Origin of the sequence: Vibrio glycogenivorans, from assembly GCF_051660965.1 — a bacterium.
In the GTDB taxonomy this organism is placed as follows: domain Bacteria; phylum Pseudomonadota; class Gammaproteobacteria; order Enterobacterales; family Vibrionaceae; genus Vibrio.
In genome coordinates, this window is sequence record NZ_JBPVIS010000002.1 from 52,668 (window position 1) to 74,652 (window position 21,985).

Genomic DNA, 21,985 nt, shown 5'->3' on the forward strand with positions numbered 1-21,985 from the left:
TGATGACTAACAATGCTTAATTTATGCATAACTTTTCAAAAACAAGCTAAGTCTATCAATCTCACTCGATAGTTCAAGTGAAAAGTATGGTAAAAATTCATAAAATTAGCATTTATAATTAATAATTATTCGAAAAACTGCATAATCTGCCCATTCAGTGACCAGTACATTGGTGGAGTTCATGCTGTGGAAGAGCTTACTCGAGCTCTTTTGCGCGAGCGATTCACACCTCTATCGATAATCATTCAAATGCATATTAGATGCCAGCGCACTAAACCACAGCCCTATTAGACCCAGTTTTGTGCTGAATTTACGATTTTCTTTCTCATTCACTATTTCCTTACTCGAAGCGCTTTGCCTTTCATTTTATTGGTTTTTATTTTTATTCTAGAGTAACAACACCAAATTAAATAACCTTAAAGAAAAAATAATTGAGTTTTTTTGAAAGTAATAAAACTTACCCAAGGTCTTTATTCGTACCCTACACTAATCGAGTCGGTTAGATTCGATAACATTTCAGGTAAGAAAGGAGAATATTATGAAACGTCTAATCACACTACTAAGCGTAATGACAATCGCCGCCCCTGTATTTGCTGGTGGTTACAGCTGGACAAACAGTGAAGAGATGATCGAGGGTGCCATTGTTGACAACAAGCAAGCAGCGTATGCGATCGGACTGGATATGCTTGAGGGTTATCAAGCGAAATCTGCTGATGAACTAAGAGATGAGTTTATTCTGGACTTCACTTATGTTGACAACGATTCATTTGCGATTACTGAGGCAACTGTTACCGTTGATGAGTTCCTACAGGAAAATGGTAAAATCGTGTATCAACCCGTACTAAACCTAGAATACGAATATCGTGTGAGAGAGCTTGGCAGTGATCGATAAAATAAGTAGCGAAACTATTTATTTTATAAGATTAAAATTCTTACCCCACCCTTATATATTAAGGGTGGGTTATTTTTATTTCCCAACCTATGACTTATCGCTCTACACTTTATCAGATTTGAGTCTCATAAGGAGTGAATCGACAATACTCCTTGTGGCCCTGTTTGGCATTAGGCTTAAAAAATGGGGGCAAATAGGTTTTATCTTCGAATCTAAGCTGATAAACAATTGAGTCGGTAATGTTTTCACCCTGTAACTAGATCACCTCCATGCTTAACTCCATGTCTACGCGCTCCCGCATGCGTTTTACTTTATCATAATAATCAGTCTCTTATAGAACATTAGCTTATTGTTCCTATTGCTAAAGTTGACAATATCAACCACAATCACTATAGTTGACACCATCAACTATGTAACTAAAGACATGATGTTGACTATCCTAGCAATTGTCGGTGAAGCGGTGCTTTATAACACTATCCGCTGGGCAAGCTAGCATAAGTTTCACTTGGTAACAGGAGATTAATATGGGCCCTAAAATGCGAATGACTCAAGTGGTGTCAGTAGAAGAGCTATCGCCACATATGAAGCGAATCGTGCTCGGTGGAGAGTCGCTGGCGGATTTCCCAATCGACAAAGAGAGTGCTCACGTAAAAGCGATCTTCCCCAACCCTGCGTCAATCGATAAGATGCCACGGCTTGGGATGTACTTCGGCTTTAAAAAGTGGATGCGCAGCTACACCGTGCGCCAATTTGACCCAAAGAGCCAACTACTCACGTTGGATTTTGCGGTCAATGATCATCAAGGTCTCGCAACCAATTGGGCTTTACAAGCAAAGGTAGGCGATCACCTCGGCATCGCAGGCCCTGGCGAGATAAAACACACTGACTATAACACAGATAATCATTTACTGTTTGGTGACTTGACGGCCCTGCCTGCCATTGCTGCCACACTGGAACGTTTGGATAAGCAGGCCACCGGACACGCGTGGATTCAGGTGCCGTCAGACCAGGATATTCAGGATATCGATGCGCCATATGGCGTAGAGATACACTGGCTGATCACCGAAGATAAATGCACCAGTCGGTTTCTTGAAGCACTTGTTGCCCAGCCCACTGAACTCGCCGACAGTGCTATTTTCATTGCTGCAGAAGCCAGCGTTGTAAAGGCCCTAAAATCGCACCTTAATTGCCACTGCCAGTACGACAAAACCAAACTTTATGCCAGCGCCTACTGGAACAAGAAATCAAAGTAGCGAGTCGTTGGGCTATGGACCGGCCCCAGATTGATACGAGGGTATCGGTTATTGGTCCCTCGTACCTGGAAACGCAGTGCACCCGCGTTTTATTTTTAATAGCCTGGTTTAGATATTGTCTAAGCGGATATGGCTATTCTTAAGATCATCACGCGTAATACCTTGACCTTGATTCATGTTATTGAACTCACGCAATAACCCTGCAATCGCATGAATCGAGGCTAGCAAATCGCCTGTGTGCGCCGATTCAGAAGAGGTGTGCATATTACGGATCGGATAACCCAAGGTAATCGCCGCGCTATCAACGCCAGCCAGCGCTGCCGCCATGCCATCAGTACCCATATCACGTCCAGTGAAATCAAGCTGGTAAGGGATCTCTTGTGCCTTACACACACTCTCAAGGGTCTGAACTAAGAACTCTGAGGCTACAGAGCCGCGGCCAATGGTGAAGCCCTCGCCCATTTTCAGCGGGTTCATATTACGATGACCAATACCTGGCGCCGCCTCGTAGTCGTGGTTCACGTCCGTTGCAATCAACACGTCTGGTTTTAGCTCACCCACCAGTTGAGTTGAGCCAAAACGACCGATCTCTTCGTGCGTTGCGATGGTGTACAGCACGCGCACATTATCCAAACCTTCTTTTGCGACCAAGCGAGCGATCTCGGTAACAGAGAAACAGCCTAGGCCGTTATCAAGGTAGGCACCGTAGAAGGTGTCTGGTGATACGCCACGTTTAATTGGACGATCGAGAATGATTGGATCGCCTGCGCGCAGTCCTAGTGCCTCAACCTGTGCCTTGCGGTCTTTACCATGGGTATGTAACTCAAGATAAATCGACTCAGGCTTGATACCCTTATCACCCGTGCGCTGACCCGGCGTTGAGAAGTGGATGGCGCCAAGCGCTTCTACTGTGCAGCCTTCGATGACCTTGTATTTGCCCGCTTGTTCTGGATGCTGGCAAAAGACTTTCACCTCATGACCAATTAGGGTCGTTGGCAAGAATGAGTCGGTGTTGATCCACACTTTGCCATCATTATCGATCTTACGCACCTGCATACGGATCTTATCCGCATGCCCCACAATCATCACGCTCACCAAGTCATCACGACCTGGGTGTGAATCAAACACTAAGCCCGCATTGGCTTTAAACTGATGCACGCCCCACCCTTGAGGCATAAAAGATTCAAACTCAGGCTTGATCACGCCATAGCTCATCGCCGCCTCAAATCCAATCGGCGAAGGTGATGCAAGGACCTTCTTCATAAATTCAAACTGATCTGATGGCATCTCATTTTGCCATACTTGTTTTTCCATGTTGCTTTCTAAACTCATGATGTTGCTCTTTTATTCTCTTGGGATAGTGTTCTCTCTTACGTTGCCAACTCGTCAGATCTCGATGATAGGGCCAGGCAAGAGGCCAAACAAACTATCGTGAGCACGTCGCAACTGCAAGCGTTAACGCAAATTAATTTGCTGAAATCACTCAATAATACCTAACTGCCTACTCCGACAACAACGATCAGTCACCACCGCCGCTTAAGCCTTACTTTCCTGACATCCTGTATCCGTTGAGGTTACAAGAAAGCTCTTTTGTGGTTGCTCACCCTCAATAACCGCTACAGCTTCACTATCAGAGCGATCTTTAAGCACAATGCCTGAGCTCTCTATCCGCCGAGCCTCGTTGAGTAGGTAAACGGCGCGCTCACAGGCGGTTGAATAACTCAACCCTTGGGGACGCACATTAGAAATACAGTTACGCTGGGCATCTTTTGTTCCCCTTGCAGCTCCCCAGGTTAAGTAGATTCCCATACTATCGGGCGAAGACAGTCCCGGCCTTTCGCCAATCAGCACCAGAGCTGCTCTAGCATTGAGTCGCTGGGCAATATCGTCACCAACCGCCACCCGTCCCTGCGTTACAATGCAAATAGGGGCGATTCGCCAAGGGGGTTCCGTATCGCTAGCCAGGCGTGGGATCAAGTAATCTAACACCTCAACCGCGTGAGATTGCACCGCAACCGCCGAGAGACCGTCAGCAATCACAATCACCAGATCAAACGCTAGCTCTGGCAAGTTACCCGGCACTGTCAACACTTGCCATGCTTTATCACTCAACTCACGCCCCCAGTCGGGGCGCTGCAAGTACGCCAATCGATCGGATGCTTTGGTCTCAAGTACCTTGGGTGGCATCGGTGTATGAGTGCAAATTGCCTCATTAGCTGCAAGCTCTGTCACTAAGGCCTGGATATCTAGTGGAGCATGCACGGCGTCCATTGCTTTGGCGTGGTCAAGCTGGAACTTGAGTAGCTCTTTGGTCGGTATGCTGGTGCCACTGCGCCCAATCGCCACGCGTGCTGATGTATGTTGGCGCAGTGCTTGCCAAGGCGTCTCAGTGACCCCAGAGGAAGGCGATGTTGCTTGTGTTGGTTTAGTTGTCATAGTCACCCCCTGTGATCACAGACTCAAGACTGTGCGTAAAGTGCGGCGACAGCCTGTCGCTTAGGGTCACGCTGCCGACATCATCAAAAATTTGCATCCGCTGCAGCCACTGCTCAAATTCCGGCGCTGGCTTTAACCCGAGCACCTTTCTCGCATAAAGCGCATCGTGGAATGAAGTGGTTTGATAGTTAAGCATCACATCATCAGAGCCAGGGATGCCCATAATAAACGAGCACTCAGCAACGCCCAACAAGGTCAAGAGATTGTCCATATCGTTCTGGTCGGCATAGGCGTGATTGGTGTAACAGATGTCACAACCCATCGGCAGTCCGAGCAACTTACCGCAGAAATGGTCCTCTAAGCCAGCACGAATGATCTGCTTGCCATCAAAAAGATATTCAGGGCCAATAAAGCCCACTACGGTATTGACCAGTAAAGGATTAAATGCCCTTGCCACGGCATAAGCACGTGCCTCACAGGTTTGCTGATCGACCCCATGAAACGCATTTGCTGACAGCGCCGTTCCTTGCCCCGTCTCAAAATACATCACATTGTTGCCCACCGTGCCCCGCGATAACGCCTGCGCCGCCTGCTGCGCCTCTTTAAGCAACGCAAGATTGACGCCAAAGCTCTCGTTCGTCCCTTGGGTGCCGCCAATAGACTGAAACACTAAATCAACTGGCGCGCCCTGCTCTATCGCCTCGAGCGTGTTGGTCACATGAGTGAGTACGCACGATTGAGTCGGGATCTGATAGCGCTCAATCACCTCATCGAGCATCGAGAGCAGTCGAACAGTCTGCGCCACGTTATCGGTGGCAGGGTTTATACCAATCACCGCATCGCCATTGCCATACATCAGCCCATCAAAAATGCTCGCGGCAATACCATCGAGGCTGTCGGTAGGGTGATTAGGTTGCAGACGCGTCGAAAGACGGTTAGGCAGACCAATCGTGCTGCGAAATGCGCTGATCACACTGCATTTTTTGGCGACCAATATCAAATCTTGATTGCGCATGATTTTGCTTACTGCGGCCACCATTTCTGGAGTCAGCCCCTTGGCGATACGCGACAAAGTTTGGGTGTCGGCTGCATCACTGAGTAGCCAGTTGCGAAAGTCTCCCACAGTGAGGTGTTCTATTGGCCTAAACGCATCACGATCATGCGAGTCGATGATCAAGCGTGTCACCTCATCACTCTCGTAAGGAACGACGGCTTGATTTAGGAATGTCTTTAGTGGCAGGTCGGCTAACGTCATTTGCGCGACCACACGTTCGGTAGCGCTGTGCGCTGCGATGCCCGCCAGCGTATCGCCGGAGCGCATTGGAGTTGCTCTCGCCATTAATTGTGCCAGTGAGTCAAAGGTGTAAACCTCACTGCCCTGTTGCCAACGGTATCCACCCATCGTTTTCCCTCTTTAGCGCTTCAACTGATAATCAATACATCTGGGTTAATTCTAGACCGCCCGTGTTACAGCGAGATAAATAGCTCCGCTGAGCCATCCCACAGCAACTTAATCCCAGAGATAAACAGAAAGAAATAACACAACTGATAGATTCGTTTTTGGCTCACGCGATCAAGTAGCCACACCCCAAGTTTGACGCCGATTGGCGCGATGGGAAACAGCACTAGAGCTGTGGTCAGATTGGTTGCATTCATCTTTCCCAGAGCAATGTATGGGATCATCTTGAACAGATTCATGGCACCAAACAGTACCGCCATGGTGCCAATCATCTCCATCTTATTCAGTCTTTGCGGCAGCAAATAGATGCTAATTGGCCCGCCACCGGCGTGGATCGTGGTACTGGAAAAACCGCTCAAGAGGCTCCAGAAATACCCTTGCGCCTTGCGTGGCGGCCGACTGGCTTCAGTCTTGGACAACACGTACTGGATACTAAACAGCACAGAAAGCAGCCCAATTAGGATCTGTAAGCCAAACTCAGGCGTGACACTTAGAAACAATCCAGCGACAAATATCCCAACCACCGCGGATGGCAGCATCACCCACAACTGTTGATAATTGCAGTTTTTGGCATGATGCGAGATGGCAATGATATCCATAAAAAACAACAGCGGCAGGAGGATCGCCGCCGCTTCAATCGGCGATGTGGTCAATGTCATCAGGGGCACCGCGATAATGCCAAGCGCACCACCGAGTCCCCCCTTGCCGATCCCGTAAATCAAGACGGCGGGGATCGCCGTCAGGTAAAACCAAGGATCTGTAATCATAATATTAGCTTGTTATATGGATTTAACGGCTAAGTAAGATCTGTTGCCAAATCGCAACCTCATCAAACAGTACATACTCTCGACGCAGTCCCCATGGGCCAAACTCGGCGTGAGCCGCGCCCATGATATACACATCAGCACCTGTTGGAGCACCAAACATACCCGGCCCTTCGTGCTTACCTTCAAGCGTCCAACGTATCGCAGCGCGTGGTGGCATCATAGGGTCATCACGGCCGATACGGTGGTGAACCTTAAACTCGGCATTAGGAAACGCAGAGCGCAGGCGCATCCAAAAGCTATCAATTTCAGCATGAGAGTGGGCCTGAACCTCACTTGGGTACTCGGCTATACACGCGCGGTCATATTCCTGAGGGATCACAGAAAATTCTGCCTTCATGATCCGCTCAAGAATATCTTGGTAACGACAGCCCCATTGTGAGTCATTGCCGACACCATGATAAGGTCCTTGAATATCTTGCTCACGGGTAAAAGGTCGTGGACACTGCTCTGCGCCACCCGCTCGCTCGATAAGAAAAGCGGCTTGCTCTTTGGCGGTCTTACCCAGGTGCTTTGCGATCGCACCGTGGTCACGGATCATCCACTCATCATTAATCTGATCGTTGATCGCATGACAATCCGCGATGATACGGAACTGGACCTTCTTGCCGGTCTCAAGTTGAGTGGCAGTGGATAAGATCCGGTGTGATGAATACATGCCATACTCAGGGTCACCAGACCATATCACGTCCTCGCCCAGCAGCACACGGTCTGGAAACTCGGCCAGCACTCCCATGGTCGCATTAATCACATCAACATTACCCTGTGACACTGCTAATGGCGTGCGCACCACGATATCCGGCGCATAGTAATGATGCAGGGAGTGTAATTGACGCTCCTCCCAGATCTCCTTGGTGATACCCAAAATGTAGTCTGGGAAATCTTTGAATTTTGGGTTGAATCCTTTCATCATTTGCTTGGTCCTACTACTTATCAAAATTGCGATAGCGCGCTTTGTTCAACTCACGCATTCGAGCCAGTACATCCACACCCAACTGCGCGTAGGCGTGGAGAATATCCACCAGCACCCAGTTCTCGCGAATCATGCCGTTTTCGCAGCGCCAGAAGTCTAGGCTGCGTAAGGTAATTTCTTTATCGCTTGGCGCGATCCCCAACCAGCCATCGCCAGACACCTTCATCGCCATACCCGGCCAACCCGTGAACGCAACATAATTATCCTCAGCAAACAAATAGCCGTTCTCTTCTATTGTGCGCCGGTCAGGCATGGCTTTTAAAAAGGGGATCTGATGCCAATTGCGAAACCCTTTGATCCCGCGGCAAGTACCAATCCCCGACGGGCCATACCAGCTACATTTTGGGTGCCATCGCTTTTCGAGCTCCATTGCCTCCACGCCGCCTTCGGCGTAATTAGACAAGGCGTCGAGCATATCACCCACTAATTTCAGGCTTTTTGCTGTGCTGTCTGGGCTGGACGCCTTCACTAAACCATCGCAGGTTGCCGGAGCGGGCGTATGCCACTCACGCCCCAAACTCGGTGACATTGGCCAAGCGCCTGCCTGCATCATCACCTCGGGAATATCCCAAAGGGCCTGCATCTCAACGATTTTATTGTTCTCAATGCAATAAAATTCATGAAAGCGCATCGAGACTTGATGGCCTGTTGGCGGAATATCTAACCAGCTATAGAGAAAAGCCCCAGTGTAATAGCCTGCACAGCCGACCCAACACTTGCCTTCTGCCTCACCCACCATTGAGATGTAGGTGCGCTTTTCCAGATCTGGAATCGCGTTAAGCAGCAGTCCGTACACCTCGTCCCAGAGCGCATCCACGCCAGACAGGGTCTCAAATGGATACGCGAGTTGGATCAGCGCCTCTTTATCGAAGCTGGCTTCAATCAGGCTGCGCACCTCGAGCGGATCGAAGTCGTACATCGCGGCATTGAGCCTGTCGATTAAAGCGCGGCTATCTGCTAGCCCGCTCATTCCATCACCTCAGCGGTGTGAACCAAAGGCCCCTGCTCACTGTCTAGGTTCTCCCAACCATGGCCAGAAAACGGGTCGACACCAAGCTGCATCATGATGCTCGGGAAATCGACGGTCACGTAGTTGTCGACGATTTTGCCATCCTCAACCTTCCAAAAGTCCATATAACGGATGATGACCTTTTTGCCGGTTGGCTCAATTCCCATAAAGGTGCCAGAGTGAATCGCTTCTTGGCGACCAAAAGCCGCACACCATTGGCCTTGCGTGATCCGCGCCTCATCTACACAAACCTTATTTGAAAACGCCTGTTGAAATGGTCGCTGCCAGCCATCTTGAAACTCTTTTAGACCATTTTTAAAGCCACAGCCGCCATTGCCCATCCAGCGAAACGACTCAGCGAAAAAGCGCCCCATGTTATCGATATCGTGATCGTTAAGACCATCGACCATAGAGTCAATCACACGCAAGGTCTCTTCGGTTTGGCTCAGGTCGTTGTCTTTGGTTAATACACCTTGTTCTGGACGATTCATAACTACTCCTTAAAAAATTATCCTTTAACCGCTCCGGCAACGAGACCTGATACGATTTTTTTCTGAAAAACAATGATTAATGCAAGAATTGGGATGGTGATAGACACAGCCCCTGCCGCGCTCATCGACCAGTATTTAATGTCATCGGCACCAAACTGTGAGATCGCCACCGGCATAGTCGCCGCATCGGTCGCGGTCAGCGTCAGTGGGATCAAAAACTCGTTATAGGCCAATAAGAAAGTAAACAAGCCAGTGGTGATAATGCCAGGCCACATCACGGGCACGATGGCACGCAAGAAGGCTTGGAACTGATTACAACCGTCCATCATTGCCGACTCTTCTAGCTCTTTAGGAATGTTCATAAAGAACGAGCGCATCATCCAGATGGTAAACGGCTGGTTGATGGCCACGAGGATCATGATCAGGACCAGGTGGGTATCGTACAGCCCGGTAATGCGAGTGAACTCATAGTAAGGAATGAGGAACACTGTGTGAGGTAGCGAACGAAACACCAAGGCTAAAATCAGCAGAACAAAGCCGAGCTTGCCCGAGTAGCGCGCTAACGCATAGCCTGCCAAGCAGCCAATCGAGAGTGAAATCACCACCACGCCCAAGGTGACAATCACCGAGTTCCATAAGAATGTACTGAACCCAAACTCTAGCCACAGCCCGGCGTAGTTTGCCGCGGTCGGCTCAAATACCCATACCGGTGGATTGGAGAACGCATCTACGGGGTTCTTAATCGAGGTCATGAAGGTCCAGAAAAACGGGAACGTACAGTACACCAACCAAATAAGCAGGACTGGGTAGATCAGCAGTGCACTTTTATTTCGCAACAAGTTTGCCATTAGTGGGCCCCTCTCTGCTCTTTGTAGGTGAGATATAAAAACGGCATCAAAAAGATAAAGATACCCAGCATAGTCAGTACAGAAACCGCACTGCCTTTTGCCACTGCGTCCTGAATAATTCCAATGCGATAGTTGTAGTACATCAGTGTTTCGGTGTTGTTCAGCCCACCTGTCATGATCGCAACCGCGTCGAACAAGCGATACGCATCCATGATGCAGATCATCGAGACAAACAGCACTAGTGGGGCGAGCGCTGGCAGCATCACGTGCCGGATCTGGTCCCAACTGCGCGCTCCATCCAGCACGGATGATTCAATCGTGTCGCTTGGGATGGCCTGCAGCCCAGCGAAAAAGACAATCGCAGCGAACGGTGTGACCTGCCAGATGCCGTATAGGATAATCAGCAATCGAGACTCAAAGGTCTCACTAAACCAATACACCTCTATCCCCATTAGGTTGAGCAGATAGGTAACGTAGCCAAAGTCTTGAAACAACCAAGAGAAGATCAGCGTACCGACCACGGGGGTGATAACAAACGGCAGCAAAGTAGCGGCCATAAATAGGCCACGAACCTTCTTATTCATTTTGTTAAGCGCCAGCGCAATGCCAAAACCCACGACTAACACAGTTAAGGTCACCGATACGGTGTATACAAAGGTAAACTCAAACGCCTGCCAAAACTCGCCGTCAGACAAGATATCGAGATAGTTATCGAGTCCCACCCAGCGCAAATCGCCCTTGAAGTTAAATCGATTCAGTGACAAGTAGAGCGTCATCACCAAGGGTGCTGACATCAGCAGCACCATGGTGGCAATAGATGGTCCAGAAAACGCAAGAAAATGTCGTCTATTCATACTCATCCTACTCCAAATAGCCCTGGGCTTTGGCCTCGCGATGATAGGCGCGCGCCGCCTCACTCAAGGCGAGTTTGATCGGTTTACGACCGCGCAGTGCGTCTGGCAACTTACTGCCAATTTGGTTATGTGCTATTGAGTAATAGGCTTGATTCGGGAACGCCTTAGCACCTTTAGCGATATTGTCATGCATCGCGGTTAGGTAGCGGTATTGCTCACCCGTCAAGCCTTCACTCGCTGAGCGTCTCGATAAGAAGGCTAATTCACTCGCACCGCGCATCGATTCAGCCTTTAACGCCTCCATAAGGACCTTAAACACCAACTCGCGGTCGGCCTTGATTCGATTTGGGATCACATAACCATCCCAAAACACACTGGTCGCGGGAATAGACGATGCCACCGTAGCGGTTGGTGCAGTGGCGTATTGGATCTTGCCGACAACTTTCGAGACCGCGGCATCATCCATTTCAGCGGCGCGCGTACCCCAGATATTGCCCATTACAGCTTTGTCTTGCTGCAAGTTGACCATCACTAGGTCATTAGACATCGACAAAGCATTAGGCGACATATAAGGCAGCAGCCCCTGTAAAATCTCAGCCGCTTCAATACCTTTATCACCATCAAACAGCGGTGCACCATCTTTATCAAAGTACTCTCCACCGAGCGACAAATAGATGTTGGTGAACTCGGTGGCCAAGTTCCAGCCCATACTCATTGCCTGAGCAAGTGGATATTGAATGCCAGCCTCTTGCAGGGTTTTCGCGCTAGCCACCACATCTTGATAGGACTGAGGAACGGACAGGCCGTATTGGTCGAGCACATCCTTGCGATAGAAGAACTGCTGCATGTTCATTTGCAGAGGCACGGCATAGATTTCGCCATCAACGGTCGCTAAGTCCCAGACGCTCTGTGGAATATCATCTAACGCGTACTCTTCCCAGTACTTTTCAACTAGGTCTGTGATTGGCTGAATTTGCTGTTTGGTTTGAAACTCGTGAAAGCTCTCAGCTGAAACCTGGATCAGTTCGTACGGCACATTTCCGCGGCGGCCTGACAGCACGATACGTGACTGCTCTTGCACAGCGCTGCCGCTGACTAACTTACTGCTGACCTTAAACCCGCTTTGCTCACAAGATTGGATCGCATCAGAAAAGTACTTGAGCACAGCGTAGCTGTTGGACAGTAGCGACAGTTCGCCTTTTGCCTTAACACCAGTCAGGTCACACTGCGCGCTTGCCGTCGTGCTGGCCAAAAGCAGTCCAGCTGCTAAAAGATGTTTTCTAAATTTTGTCATCATCTGTTCCCTCAGAATTATGCAGTTAGTTTGGCGACACTCTCTTCAAGGACAAAGTCAATCCGTTGCTCTGTTTGAGAGTTGAATAAGTAGGTATGGTGGAGGTCGAATTGGTAGCCAATGGTGTCGCCAATCTCGACTTGGTAGTTTTTGTCTGCGCGCGCGACGACCAAGTTGCCATCAATAGCCACCGTGACTAGCGTGCTCTCTCCTGTCATCTCTATCGAGTACACCTCACCAGAAAGATGTCCCTCCTCAGCCTGACAGACAGTAATGTCCTCTGGCCTTATACCTAAGGTGACTCCGGCATTAGACAGGCGCTCAAAGCCGCTCACCTGACAATTTTTGCTGCTAAAACTGCCTTGTCTTAGTGAGCCCTGAATAAAGTTCATCGAAGGTGAGCCTATAAAGCTGGCCACAAAAAGATTACGCGGATTGTTGTAGATGTTCTTTGGCGTATCGAGCTGTTGGATCTTGCCCTCAAACAGCACGGCAACGCGGTCAGCGAGCGTCATCGCCTCAATCTGATCATGGGTGACATAAATCGTGGTGCGCTTAAACTCGTGATGGAGATTTTTCAGCAGCGCGCGCATCGATACGCGCAGTTTGGCATCAAGGTTTGACAGTGGCTCATCCATAAGGAAAAACTTTGGCTCACGCACAATCGCGCGCGCTAATGCTACTCGTTGGCGCTGCCCTCCAGATAACTGGGCAGGCTTACGGTCAAGTAGGTGGTCTAACTCAACCCGTTTGGCCGCTTTAAGCACCCGCTCATGGATCTCCTCCTTTGGCAGCTTTTTCATCTGCAACGGAAAGGCAATATTGCCATACACAGTTTTTTGTGGGTAAAGGCCATAGCTTTGAAATACCATAGCGATATCGCGATCTCTTGGATGCCAGTCGTTGACTACTTCCTGATCGAAACGCACCTCGCCTGCGGATGGTGTGTCCAATCCCGCGACCATTCTCATTGTCGTGGTCTTACCACAGCCCGATGGACCAAGAAGAACCAAAAACTCTTTGTCATGGATTTCGAGATTCAGATCCTCGATCACCGTAGTGCCACCCCAAGTCTTCTCTATATTGCTTAATGTGATAGACGCCATGCTTCATCCCTCTGCATTGCCTTCTCGCTATACAATGAATAAATTCTCATTGCATAGGAATTCAGTTTTTAAGATTTTATCGCTGAATTAGCTAGAGCAAATTGCGTACCAAACCGGTTTGATTAGATCGAACAATTGCATAAACCATTTATTATCAATAACTTAAATAAATTAGACTAGAATTGGCACCGTTAAAGTATCTTTAGATTGCATACGTCTGCACTTTGCATATTATGCATGCACTATGCATAGGCTTACCGTGTGCCATCTTGATGCAATTTGTTGCATTTAATATCGCCGGGAGGTGACGTTGCTCACTAATAGTGGGATTTAACACGGTTTCTCTTAGTTGGTATTAGAATTGCTTTGCTGAACAGACTTAGGTTGTGACCATTCAGGATGATAGGAAAACAATGGCGAACGGAAAAATCACCTCCACTGATGTAGCAAAGGTACTTGGCGTCTCTCAATCCATGGTATCCAGAGCGTTTAACCCTAACGCCAGTGTCGCTGAAGATAAACGCAAGAAGATCATTGAGGGCGCACGTAAACTCGGTTACACCCCGAATGCATTAGCTAGAAGCCTGATCTCAAATCGCTCTGGCTTGATTGCGATTATCGCCAGTAGCGAGCAAAACCCTATCTATGATGAAATCACCCGTCAGCTCACTCTTGCGATTCAGATGAAGGGCTCCCAGAGTGTGCTGTGCTTAGTGAGTGAGCACAATTTTGAGGTGGCGATTTCCAAGGCGATTGAGTATCAAGTTGATGGCATGGTGATCGCCTGCAGTGGCATCAGCAGTGTCCTACTGCAGCGCTGTATTCACCTTGGGATTAGGATTAGCTTTATCAATCAGTATCATCAAGGCGTAGCCGCGCAGAGCTTTTGCTCCGACAATGAGCAGATTGGTCGAGATGTGGGCAACTACCTCATCGATCGCGGCTATCAAAAAATTGCTTACCTGGCCGGTGATAAAGGCAGTATGGTCAACGAGGAGCGCTGGGCCGGGCTGCGCAGCAGCTTATTTGATAGAAACGCTGAGCCCCCGCTTTATCTTTCGGGCAGCTTTTCATTCCAATCGGGTATCACAGCTGCCGAAATTTTACCGACTAAACCGCAAGAGATTGATGCTGTCTTCTGCGCTAGTGATATTATCGCCATCGGCTTAATAGAGGGGCTGAAAAAAACGCCTGACTATCGGCATGTTGCGATTATTGGCGTGGATAATATTCCAATGGCGAGCTGGCCTTCTTTCGAGCTGACCACAGTTGAACAACCCCTGCCCCTACTTGTTAAAGACTGTATCAATGCCTTGTTTGATCAAATCCACTTCAATCGTTATTGTAATGGACAGTATCACTATTATCGGGCCAAGATCGTAGAAAGAAAGACGACATAAAGTCAAAAAAAGGTCTACGTCAATCAACGCAGACCTCAGCAAATAAACTATTAAAATTGAATGCTACAATACCTTCTAAGCATATGTCTTTCTGCGCGTTAAGCCACATAAGCCAAGGAATACCATCAGCCAATAACTGCTACTTCCGCCATCTTTACTATCAGAAGTTTTGCAGCTCTCACCGCTGCCCTCTGGCTCATCAGTTTCTGCAGATCGATAAAGCACACCAATATTTTTGCCAGTATACAAACTAGTGCAAACCGGTGCGTTATCGATAGGTGTTGCCAACTCTGTTTCGCAGCGTGTTTTTAACGAATCGTCATATAGATAGCAATTAAATCGACGCGCAGCATCGCTCATCTCTGGATATGGCGTGTCTGTAACATTCACAAAACCAATATTGTAATTCTCACCATCCCATGCACGCCCTACCAGCGGTGAGTCAATATACTCAAACCAATGCGCTCCAATGAACAGTGGGTTGGCGACCACAGACTCTAAGTAGCGCACCATCTTCGCTGCACGCTCTTGTTGGTTGGAGGCGCGCAGTAGCCCTTCAGCCAGGCTGCCACTGTCTAGCGCACCAAAGTGATATTCGCCGATGATCACCGGTAGATTGAATGCCTCTAACTGTGCCAGTTGGTCACCATCCCAATGCTCGGCGGTGATCGTCTCTTTGTAGATGTTGAAACTGATCACATCGACCTGATCTTTGGCGGCGGTAACCACCGACGGCGTGCGCCCGAAATCAGCAAAGCGGGCACCAAGGTACAAGTGCCCCGGCATTTCTTCTTTCAGCGCGTCGTTGATAATTTTGAAGTAGTTATGCGCAATAAAATACTGCAGTTTATTTAAATCACCAGTAATAGTCGTGTCTGTTCCGTCATAGCCGGTCTTGTCAATAAAGTTGAAGGGGGCGCGCATCGCATCAAATGAAGCAAAATCGGTACCCCATGCTGCATTAAGCTGACCTATGTTGGCATAATTCAACGCCCATTCGGCGGTTAATAGATTACCAACAAATGTGTTCTTCGCCGGTGATTGAGAGGCATCCGTATTAAACACGGCCATTGTTTGCGCATGGCGATTGAGCACTTCATTATCATATTGACCTGTCTTGCCTCCCCAACTCAACTCGTTGTCAACATAGATGCCGAGGACGAGATGTCGCTTACCACCTGCGTCGAGCTGGTTACGGATTTCTTGCGCCATTAGTTGAACATTAGTCTTGAACTGCGAGTCCCATGGATCCGGAATCGCAGGTCCCCATTCACCAGCACCAATCGTTTTGTACTTTCCACAATCAGAAGCGCCGTTACAATTATTCGTCCAGCCCGCTACCGCAAAAGGCAGGGTTGCTTCAGTATAAAAATCCGTTTCAGCCCAGTTACCGAGTGAGTTAAAGCCCCAGTCTTTCAGACGTTTTTGCGTGATATCACGCCATTGTCGCTCGCCACCGTGACGCTCGGTAATGTTATTGCCAAAAAAGCTCACCGCTTGCCCGATGTCAACAGGCCCTGCGCTAGGCTTGTACCTATCGTTTATGTAGTCTTGATTCGTCGGTATCTCGGTAAACATGCTCTTACGCAACTCGGAATCCTCGCCCCCATTTGCAGCGACACCGGTTAACGTGTATGTCCCATTAAGACGCACGTTCGCAATCCCACTAGAGAAGAAGGCGTAACCATCTGGATCAACAAAATACCATTTCCCGGAATCATCCTGACAGGCGTTGAACGAATCCGCGTATGCCAACCGACAGTTTTGATCAGGCTTTAAGCTTGGGTGACTGCCATAACCATTGGCGTTTCTGCTTGGTCCAGTAAGATGCCCCAACACCCCTTTGGCGGCCTCAGCAACACCTAGCTCAGCTAAATCTGTCTGTGGGTCAATCTTATAATCGTGTGTAACCTGATTATTTTGTCCCCTGCGATCGACAAGGTCTGCATAAGCCGAATCATGGTTGAAGTCTTTAATAATTCGCGCGTTATCGTAAATAATTCTGACGTCTTCGTCATAACTCAAACCATTTGCAAAGCGCAATCGATAGACATTATCTAAGTCTAACTTCCAATCGATCCCCTCCCAATCATTTTCCAAGCTATACAAAGCGGGAAGGTTTGCCATCCCATAAGCTTTCACCCGCTCATTACGCCAAAGATTAGCCGGTAAATCGTTCAAGCTGACGTAGACTGTGTGGGTCGAGTTTGCTGGGATGTCTCGGCGACGTTTTTGATAACCCGAATCATTCACATAGTCAGAAAACTGGAAAATCTGGCGAAAGTCGAAGTCATTTGGGTTGGTAATATCAATGGCAAAGGCGATATTTTCACCCCGCTCCCCAAGGGTTGTCCAATCCCATGCTTTGCCTAACTCCCCAGGAGCCAAAGACCAAGAGCTCCACTTCCCCGATTCGTACACCACCTCAAGAGCATGACTGCCAACGCTAACGCCCTCGTTAACCAACTGCGCCTGTTTGACATTATTCTTGTCAAAATAATCAGGCAAACTCGCAAAGTCAGTTATCTGCGCCAGTGTCTTAACTGGTGCAGTAGCCACTCTACCGTCCTCCGAGCTACCACTTGATCTGTTTAAGTCACTTTGCTGAAAATTGGCAAACACGATCGGTGACATAACAATTAAAGACACCGTCATTGCTGAAGCTGTAAAAACTCGCATAAACTAATCCCTTGAGTGCGAAAGGTTAACTCTTTGTATCGAGTACGATTTGGCTGAATTGACACAAGCATAACTAATGGATAACCAATTTTCAGTGATCTTGAAACATGTACACTCTCACTAGCTAAGCAAATTGAACGCCTATTATTAACCAATACCAACAATAAACTCATATTTATCAGTATTTTAAATTGAAAAATCTCATTAACTGACATGCAAAAAGACATCTATTTGATTTGGGAGTTTATTCCCATTTTGCTATTGGTTTAACAATATTTGCATTTTGGTCTGGATTTTATTTGCATAATGGTCAACATTGCTTTGAGCAGCATTACCGCAATCCTCGCAGACGACACCTATTGTTTATTCAAGGTTCCGCGCTGCTTCCTCAACTGCCACATAAGAAGCACCGGCTCGTTTGATGTGGTAACAAACACATGAATTATCAAATGTAACTTAAGCTTTTGGAGATTGATTAAATGAAACAAGTCATTGTTATTACCGGTTCCACTGGTGGTGTAGGTCAACTTATCGCTCGTGGTTTAGGCTCAAAACACAGACATATCATTTGTGTTGGGCGTAATGAGTCGCTACTGATTAACCAGGTCAATGAACTTGCATCTACCTCCTCACCAGAGGCTGAGTTTTCTTATCGAGTCACCGATATGATGGATGCGGCTCATGTTGAAGACGTTGCTCGCAGTATTTTCAACGAGTTTGGCCAGATTGATATGTGGATCAATAACGTCGGCGTAAACAATACCAAGGCCATGGGACCGACATGGGAGGTTGAGCACAGTGAGTGGCTGAAAGAAGTTGAGCTAAACCTCTTTACCGCGTTTGCCGGCACTGCAGCCGCGATTACAGTAATGAAAGATCAACCCAAAGGGTACGTGGTGAACTTAGGTGGTGGCGGTGCGGACACACCTAAACCGTTTGGCTCGGCTTACGGCGCTTCCAAGGCGGCGGTGGTCAAGTTTAGTGAGACGGTAAACCAAGAGCTAGTCGAGCAAGGCTCTAATATCCGTGCTTTCTGTTTTAACCCAGGTTTTATTCGCAACACCCGCACTGAGGCCTTAGTCAAGTCTGATATCGCGCAAAAATACATGCCGATCCTTGCAGAAGTGATGAACAGTGACAGGATGTCGAGCATCGATGATTCCTTGTTTGTCTTGGAGTCCATCTGCTCAGGCGACATCGATGAACTCGCCGGTGGATACTTATTTGCTGACACGTTCAAGCACAATCTAGATAGTGGGCTGGATAAACAATCCTACTATCTGCGTTGCAACAACTCAGCTCAGTGAAGACGTGCGGGGACCGGCTTTGCCCTTCGAGGTACGGGGAGTTTTCAAGCGCTTCTCTAGCAATGAAGAGCCCGACCTCACCGTGTTAGTAAGGTCGGGTTTGGTTGCAGAACCAGCCGTCTAGCTTAGGTCGAACCTATCGGCGTTCATTACTTTTGTCCAGGCGGCAACGAAGTCATGGACGAACTTCTCTTTGTTGTCATCCTGTGCGTAGAGTTCTGCATACGCGCGCAAAATCGAGTTAGAGCCGAAGACTAGGTCGGCCCGAGTCGCTGTCCAAGCGGTAGTGCCCGTCTGACGACTGCGGATCTCGTAGAGGTTCTTACCTGTTGGCTCCCAGGTGTAGTTCATGTCGGTTAGGTTAACGAAAAAGTCGTTAGTCAGCTGCCCTACTCGGCTGGTCAACACGCCGTGCAGTTCACCGCCATAATTGGCACCCAAGACTCGCATACCGCCTACCAGCACCGTCATTTCACTGGCCGTCAGCCCCATAAGCTGTGCGCGATCAAGCAGCATCTCTTCGGGCGTCACAGCATAATCCTGCTTCAACCAGTTGCGGAAGCCATCATGCACCGGCTCAAGCACCTCAAACGAGTCTTGGTCGGTCATGTCTTGACTGGCATCTCCTCGTCCCGGTGCAAATGGCACGTCGATATCTACGCCTGCGGCTTGCGCCGCCTGCTCAACGCCGACGTTACCCGCCAAGACAATCACATCCGCAAGACTGGCACCGCTGTCATCAGCAATAGCGCCCAGAACAGTAAGCACTCTTGAAAGACGCTCTGGCTCATTACCTACCCAATCTTTTTGCGGCGCGAGGCGAATCCGCGCCCCATTAGCCCCGCCACGATTATCTGAACCTCGGAAGGTTCGCGCACTATCCCAAGCGGTCGCGACCATATCACCAATCGATAGTCCACTTGAAGCGATCTTCGCCTTGACCGAAGCAACATCAAAAGTCGTACTGCCTTGCGGAACTGGGTCTTGCCAAATCAAGTCTTCCGCAGGCACTTCCGGGCCAATGTACCGTCCTTTTGGCCCCATGTCGCGGTGTGTCAGCTTGAACCATGCACGAGCGAACACCTCTGAGAAATAGGCTGGATCATTATAAAAACGCTCAGAGATCTTACGATACTCTGGGTCCATCTTCATTGCCATATCGGCATCGGTCATGATCGGGTTTTGACGCACAGAAGGGTTCTCAGCGTCGACTGGTTTGTCCTCTTCTTTGATGCCGACAGGCTCCCATTGCCATGCTCCAGCAGGGCTCTTCGTCAGCTCCCAGTCGTAGTTAAGCAACAAGCTAAAGTAGCCATTATCCCACTGGGTCGGATTGGTGGTCCATGCCCCTTCAAGCCCACTGGTAACAGAATCTGCACCAATGCCACGACTGGTCTTATTGAGCCAACCTAGCGCTTGGTCGTGAATATCCCCGCCCTCTGGCTCGGGACCAAGCAACGTCGCATCGCCATTACCGTGCGCCTTACCGACCGTATGACCACCGGCGGTCAGCGCGACGGTTTCTTCATCATTCATGGCCATGCGACCAAAGGTCACGCGCACGTCATGCGCGGTTTTAAGTGGGTCTGGATTCCCGTCGACCCCTTGTGGGTTAACATAAATAAGCCCCATGGTCACCGCAGCGAGTGGGTTTTCCAAATCTCGCTCACCTGAGTAGCGGCTGTTGGGATTATCTGTTGGCGCAAGCCACTCTTGCTCTGAGCCCCAATAAATGTCTTTTTCTGGATGCCAAATATCTTCGCGCCCAAAACCAAAGCCAAATGTCTTAAGTCCCATTGACTCATAAGCAATCGTGCCTGCGTAGGCGATGAGGTCGGCCCAGCTTAAGCTGTTGCCGTATTTCTTTTTAATTGGCCACAAGATGCGGCGTGCTTTATCTAGGTTGGTGTTATCAGGCCAAGAATTTAGCGGAGCGAAACGCAAGTTACCGGTTCCGGCACCACCGCGCCCATCCGCGATACGGTATGTACCCGCCGCATGCCAAGTCATCCGGATCATCAGCCCGCCGTAGTGGCCCCAGTCGGCTGGCCACCACTCTTGACTGTCGGTCATTAAAGCGATCAAGTCTTGTTTCAGCGCAGCAAAATCGAGTTTTTTGACGGCTTCTTGGTAGTTGAAGCCATTCATAGGGTTGGTTTTATCGTCGTGTTGGTGGAGGATGTCGAGGTTCAGCGTCTTTGGCCACCAGTCCATTTCTGTCCGGTTGTTGGTCGTCATCGAACCGTGCATAAATGGGCAGCCGCCCGACGACTGAGTTTTATCATTTGGCATAATAACTCTCCTTATTTCGTCCTTTCCAAGTGCTACTTGGTAAAGCTAGCGGCCGGCACCCACCAACGGCGATACAACTCTGTAGACGTGGCCAACTAACCTGTCGTTTTACTACTTATCTTTATTGCTTACGTGCTTCTTTCGAAATCGTGCTACTTCTGAATCGTTCTCAACATCCATGCGGTTTTCTCATGGATGCGCATGCGATCGGAAACTAAAGCCACGCTCGATTCATCGTTCGCCTGCTGTGCAAGTTTCAGTACCTCACGCGCTGTTCTTACCACTCGCTCGTGCCCTTTGGTAAGAATATCGACCATCTCGGCGGCGCTAAGTACGCCCTCCACTTCCTCTATAGAACTCAGGCGTGAGAATTCCTGAAAGGTACCAGGCGCAGGCACATCTAGGGTGCGAATGCGCTCGGCGATGTCATCAACGGCGGTGGCAAGTTCCGTGTAGTGTTCTTCGAACATCAAATGGAGTTCACGAAAAAGGGGGCCTTCCACATTCCAGTGAAAGTTGTGGGTCTGGAGGTATAGGGTGTAGGAGTCTGCCAATAGTCGTTTTAAGCCGTCTGCAGTGTTCAGTCTATCTTCATCATCAATGCCAATATCGATCTTGCTCATACTGATTGCCTCTCGTCTAGCGCGAAAATGCGATGCATAAGTTGTTTAAAAGTTAGGACAAGTATTGTTGAGATTCAGATGTTTGTAAAAGTGATAACTTTGAAGATAGTGTTCGTTTTTTTAGATTGATCCAAGCGATACATTAGATTTTGACTAATAGATAAGCCAATGCACTGAACTTATTTAAAAATCTTCATGACTAACAAGACTAAATCTAGCGGCAAATCTATTTTTGGTATCCAGCC

18 protein-coding genes are annotated in these 21,985 nt (G+C 48.8%); 4 read left to right on the forward strand and 14 right to left on the reverse strand.

Features of this window, described 5'->3' with window-relative positions:
• The first annotated feature begins 538 nt into the window (after window positions 1–538).
• Window positions 539–892, forward strand: coding sequence for a DUF3316 domain-containing protein (locus tag ACSTTG_RS04910; RefSeq protein ID WP_438458321.1), 354 nt, complete (start codon window positions 539–541; stop codon window positions 890–892).
• Between the two features lie 524 nt (window positions 893–1,416).
• The gene (locus ACSTTG_RS04915) at window positions 1,417–2,145 is read left to right on the forward strand and encodes a siderophore-interacting protein (protein WP_438473956.1); all 729 of its coding nucleotides are present in this window, start codon (window positions 1,417–1,419) and stop codon (window positions 2,143–2,145) included.
• 108 nt (window positions 2,146–2,253) lie between these two features.
• Here the strand turns inward: ACSTTG_RS04915 and ACSTTG_RS04920 are convergent, their stop codons facing one another.
• From ACSTTG_RS04920 to ACSTTG_RS04970, 11 genes are all read right to left on the reverse strand, one after another.
• Window positions 2,254–3,477, reverse strand: coding sequence for a M20/M25/M40 family metallo-hydrolase (locus tag ACSTTG_RS04920; RefSeq protein ID WP_438473957.1), 1,224 nt, complete (start codon window positions 3,475–3,477; stop codon window positions 2,254–2,256).
• A gap of 204 nt (window positions 3,478–3,681) precedes the next feature.
• The gene (gene eutC / locus ACSTTG_RS04925) at window positions 3,682–4,581 is read right to left on the reverse strand and encodes an ethanolamine ammonia-lyase subunit EutC (RefSeq protein WP_438473958.1); all 900 of its coding nucleotides are present in this window, start codon (window positions 4,579–4,581) and stop codon (window positions 3,682–3,684) included.
• Window positions 4,571–5,983 (reverse strand): ethanolamine ammonia-lyase subunit EutB, encoded by a 1,413-nt coding sequence (locus ACSTTG_RS04930; protein ID WP_438473959.1) that lies wholly within the window; start codon window positions 5,981–5,983, stop codon window positions 4,571–4,573. The genes eutC and ACSTTG_RS04930 overlap by 11 nt, the downstream gene beginning before the upstream one ends.
• Before the next feature lie 65 nt (window positions 5,984–6,048).
• Window positions 6,049–6,807 (reverse strand): sulfite exporter TauE/SafE family protein, encoded by a 759-nt coding sequence (locus ACSTTG_RS04935; protein ID WP_438473960.1) that lies wholly within the window; start codon window positions 6,805–6,807, stop codon window positions 6,049–6,051.
• Window positions 6,808–6,829: 22 nt separating this feature from the next.
• The gene (locus ACSTTG_RS04940; protein ID WP_438458391.1) at window positions 6,830–7,774 is read right to left on the reverse strand and encodes an ester cyclase; all 945 of its coding nucleotides are present in this window, start codon (window positions 7,772–7,774) and stop codon (window positions 6,830–6,832) included.
• A 16-nt stretch (window positions 7,775–7,790) separates the two neighbouring features.
• Window positions 7,791–8,807 carry an ester cyclase gene (locus ACSTTG_RS04945; protein ID WP_438473961.1) on the reverse strand — a complete coding sequence of 339 codons (1,017 nt, stop codon included), beginning with the start codon at window positions 8,805–8,807 and terminating at the stop codon, window positions 7,791–7,793.
• Window positions 8,804–9,337, reverse strand: a complete 534-nt coding sequence (locus ACSTTG_RS04950; RefSeq protein WP_438458314.1) for an ester cyclase — start codon at window positions 9,335–9,337, stop codon at window positions 8,804–8,806. The genes ACSTTG_RS04945 and ACSTTG_RS04950 overlap by 4 nt, the downstream gene beginning before the upstream one ends.
• Window positions 9,338–9,354: 17 nt before the next feature.
• Window positions 9,355–10,185: a carbohydrate ABC transporter permease gene (locus tag ACSTTG_RS04955; protein WP_438458313.1), complete on the reverse strand. Its 831-nt coding sequence runs from the start codon at window positions 10,183–10,185 to the stop codon at window positions 9,355–9,357.
• Window positions 10,185–11,039, reverse strand: a complete 855-nt coding sequence (locus ACSTTG_RS04960) for a carbohydrate ABC transporter permease (RefSeq protein ID WP_438458312.1) — start codon at window positions 11,037–11,039, stop codon at window positions 10,185–10,187. Before ACSTTG_RS04960 ends, ACSTTG_RS04955 begins: the two co-directional genes overlap by 1 nt.
• A 7-nt stretch (window positions 11,040–11,046) precedes the next feature.
• On the reverse strand, window positions 11,047–12,333 hold the full coding sequence (locus ACSTTG_RS04965; RefSeq protein ID WP_438473962.1) for an ABC transporter substrate-binding protein: 1,287 nt from the start codon (window positions 12,331–12,333) through the stop codon (window positions 11,047–11,049).
• 17 nt (window positions 12,334–12,350) lie between these two features.
• Window positions 12,351–13,439, reverse strand: coding sequence for an ABC transporter ATP-binding protein (locus ACSTTG_RS04970; RefSeq protein ID WP_438473963.1), 1,089 nt, complete (start codon window positions 13,437–13,439; stop codon window positions 12,351–12,353).
• A 413-nt stretch (window positions 13,440–13,852) separates the two neighbouring features.
• Between ACSTTG_RS04970 and ACSTTG_RS04975 the strand changes: the two genes are divergently transcribed.
• Complete coding sequence (locus ACSTTG_RS04975; protein WP_438473964.1) at window positions 13,853–14,839, forward strand: LacI family DNA-binding transcriptional regulator; 987 nt, start codon at window positions 13,853–13,855, stop codon at window positions 14,837–14,839.
• Between the two features lie 75 nt (window positions 14,840–14,914).
• Here ACSTTG_RS04975 and ACSTTG_RS04980 read toward each other — a convergent pair whose 3' ends face one another.
• A complete protein-coding gene (locus ACSTTG_RS04980; protein ID WP_438473965.1) occupies window positions 14,915–17,398 on the reverse strand; it encodes a GlyGly-CTERM sorting domain-containing protein in 2,484 nt (827 codons plus the stop codon).
• Window positions 17,399–17,997: 599 nt separating this feature from the next.
• Between ACSTTG_RS04980 and ACSTTG_RS04985 the strand changes: the two genes are divergently transcribed.
• Entirely contained in the window at window positions 17,998–18,825 is an 828-nt protein-coding gene (locus ACSTTG_RS04985) for an SDR family NAD(P)-dependent oxidoreductase (RefSeq protein WP_438473966.1), read from the forward strand.
• Between the two features lie 120 nt (window positions 18,826–18,945).
• Here the strand turns inward: ACSTTG_RS04985 and katG are convergent, their stop codons facing one another.
• Together katG and ACSTTG_RS04995 are read right to left on the reverse strand one after the other, a co-directional pair.
• Window positions 18,946–21,117 (reverse strand): catalase/peroxidase HPI, encoded by a 2,172-nt coding sequence (gene katG, locus ACSTTG_RS04990; RefSeq protein WP_438473967.1) that lies wholly within the window; start codon window positions 21,115–21,117, stop codon window positions 18,946–18,948.
• 152 nt (window positions 21,118–21,269) lie between these two features.
• Window positions 21,270–21,740: a Dps family protein gene (locus ACSTTG_RS04995; RefSeq protein WP_438473968.1), complete on the reverse strand. Its 471-nt coding sequence runs from the start codon at window positions 21,738–21,740 to the stop codon at window positions 21,270–21,272.
• Between the last annotated feature and the right edge of the window lie 245 nt (window positions 21,741–21,985).

Coding starts and splice junctions, on each gene's coding strand:
- ACSTTG_RS04985 (WP_438473966.1), top strand. CDS start 17,998: ATGAAACAAGTCATTGTTATTACCGGTTCCACTGGTGGTGTAGGTCAA.
- ACSTTG_RS04995 (WP_438473968.1), bottom strand. CDS start 21,740: ATGAGCAAGATCGATATTGGCATTGATGATGAAGATAGACTGAACACT.
- ACSTTG_RS04940 (WP_438458391.1), bottom strand. CDS start 7,774: ATGAAAGGATTCAACCCAAAATTCAAAGATTTCCCAGACTACATTTTG.
- ACSTTG_RS04965 (WP_438473962.1), bottom strand. CDS start 12,333: ATGACAAAATTTAGAAAACATCTTTTAGCAGCTGGACTGCTTTTGGCC.
- ACSTTG_RS04945 (WP_438473961.1), bottom strand. CDS start 8,807: ATGAGCGGGCTAGCAGATAGCCGCGCTTTAATCGACAGGCTCAATGCC.
- ACSTTG_RS04960 (WP_438458312.1), bottom strand. CDS start 11,039: ATGAATAGACGACATTTTCTTGCGTTTTCTGGACCATCTATTGCCACC.
- ACSTTG_RS04920 (WP_438473957.1), bottom strand. CDS start 3,477: ATGAGTTTAGAAAGCAACATGGAAAAACAAGTATGGCAAAATGAGATG.
- ACSTTG_RS04915 (WP_438473956.1), top strand. CDS start 1,417: ATGGGCCCTAAAATGCGAATGACTCAAGTGGTGTCAGTAGAAGAGCTA.
- katG (WP_438473967.1), bottom strand. CDS start 21,117: ATGCCAAATGATAAAACTCAGTCGTCGGGCGGCTGCCCATTTATGCAC.
- ACSTTG_RS04975 (WP_438473964.1), top strand. CDS start 13,853: ATGGCGAACGGAAAAATCACCTCCACTGATGTAGCAAAGGTACTTGGC.
- ACSTTG_RS04950 (WP_438458314.1), bottom strand. CDS start 9,337: ATGAATCGTCCAGAACAAGGTGTATTAACCAAAGACAACGACCTGAGC.
- ACSTTG_RS04910 (WP_438458321.1), top strand. CDS start 539: ATGAAACGTCTAATCACACTACTAAGCGTAATGACAATCGCCGCCCCT.
- ACSTTG_RS04955 (WP_438458313.1), bottom strand. CDS start 10,185: ATGGCAAACTTGTTGCGAAATAAAAGTGCACTGCTGATCTACCCAGTC.
- ACSTTG_RS04930 (WP_438473959.1), bottom strand. CDS start 5,983: ATGGGTGGATACCGTTGGCAACAGGGCAGTGAGGTTTACACCTTTGAC.
- ACSTTG_RS04970 (WP_438473963.1), bottom strand. CDS start 13,439: ATGGCGTCTATCACATTAAGCAATATAGAGAAGACTTGGGGTGGCACT.
- eutC (WP_438473958.1), bottom strand. CDS start 4,581: ATGACAACTAAACCAACACAAGCAACATCGCCTTCCTCTGGGGTCACT.
- ACSTTG_RS04935 (WP_438473960.1), bottom strand. CDS start 6,807: ATGATTACAGATCCTTGGTTTTACCTGACGGCGATCCCCGCCGTCTTG.